We start from the raw sequence: 1480 nt of genomic DNA on the forward strand, positions 1-1480 counted from the left end.
AGTTTGTCAAGATACCGGATGGCAGCTGATACCTCGATAGTCGATGAGGTCGCGACCGGGAAGTTGCAACTGACACCAGACATTCCAGTGAGCCGCCAATAATGGATAACGCGACCCGATCAGAACGGTCCCGTAACACGGCCCTCAAGGCCGCTCTGACCATCCTTTCGAGGGATGGCCTCAACGCACTTACCTTCGACGCACTCGCCCGCGAGAGCGGCATCAGCAAGGGGGGGCTTCTCCATCAGTTCGGCACAAAGGACGGAATCCTGCTGGCATTGCTGGAGTTCCAGAGGCGGTACCTTGAAGAGTTCGCAGTCGGATACCTGAGTTCCTGCGATGTTTCGGTAAAGGAGCCGGTCCTGCTCGCGCAGATTGCCGTGATGCGTGAAACTGCCAGCCAGCCACATTCTGCCAATCGTGCCGTACTGGCTGCATTGGTCCAGGCACCGGAACTCCTGGAAACCATTCGGGGCGCTCACGCTGCTGATCTTGCCGAGGTCCGAAAGGAGTCACCCGATGGCGATATCGCGGTGCTGCGTTGGGCGGCGGCGGTTGGCTTGGCGTTTACCGGGTTGATCGGGCTGTCACCACTGTCGTCGGAAGAGCGCGAACGGCTTTTCGAGCGGCTGCTCGATGAGCCGTCATGGACGAGCCGAAGTGCACCCGGGGCGCCGTCAGCCTAGGGCAGTGCGCTATAGGGGTTCCGGCGATTGTCGCCATTGGCATCGTACTGGCAGGGCCAAAACGTGGGGCGGTCACGGGCCGGTTGGGCTATTTGAGCCGTTCTTGTCACGCTCATGCGAGCCGGCATGAGCGTCCCAGATCAACCGTGGATCGAACTGCATCGTGGCCGTCATCGTCAGCAGGACCACGGCTGCAAAGGCGACTGCGCCCCAGCCCGACGTCGCAGAAGCGACAGACCTGAAATTGACGAGCGCGATCGTAAGCGCAATGACAAAAATATCGAGCATTGACCAGCGGCCGAGGCGCTCAACGACCCGGAATAGCTTCGTACCCACCAACGGGTGGCAGCGGGAAGCACAACCCGCTGTCCAGGCGAGGAACGCGAGCGCGACGACCTTAAGTAGCGGGAAAGCGACGCTCGCGATGAAGACAACCGTAGCAATTACCCAGTCCCCACTGCGCCAGAAATGAACAATGCCGCTCATGATGCTGTCGTCCTTCGAGCCAAGCATTGTCACGGTATGAAGAACAGGCAGCAGGTTTGCAGGTAGATACATGATTGCGGCGGCGACCAGCAAAGCCTGGGTGCGCATGAGACTGTCCGGTTTCCTGGAATGCATCCTTGCTCCGCAACGGGAGCATTGCTGGGCAGCCGCGCGCGCTTGCGGGGCGGACGGCGCGCCACGACTGGACTCATCGGACTCCCGACGGGCAACACCGTTGCAGGTCCTGCACGCAACAAGCCCCAGGTCCATCGCGGACACGGAGGGCAAGGCGGGAAAAGTCGTGGGTG

2 protein-coding genes are annotated in these 1480 nt (G+C 60.9%); one reads left to right on the forward strand and one right to left on the reverse strand.

Annotated features, from left to right (window positions below; genetic code table 11):
* The first annotated feature begins 101 nt into the window (after window positions 1-101).
* Entirely contained in the window at window positions 102-686 is a 585-nt protein-coding gene (locus U5A52_RS42915; protein WP_321940467.1) for a TetR/AcrR family transcriptional regulator, read from the forward strand.
* A 72-nt stretch (window positions 687-758) separates the two neighbouring features.
* Here U5A52_RS42915 and U5A52_RS42920 read toward each other — a convergent pair whose 3' ends face one another.
* Window positions 759-1442, reverse strand: a complete 684-nt coding sequence (locus tag U5A52_RS42920) for a paraquat-inducible protein A (RefSeq protein ID WP_415774146.1) — start codon at window positions 1440-1442, stop codon at window positions 759-761.
* Between the last annotated feature and the right edge of the window lie 38 nt (window positions 1443-1480).

The organism is Paraburkholderia sp. J8-2 (genome assembly GCF_905220195.1).
In the GTDB taxonomy this organism is placed as follows: Bacteria; Pseudomonadota; Gammaproteobacteria; order Burkholderiales; family Burkholderiaceae; genus Paraburkholderia.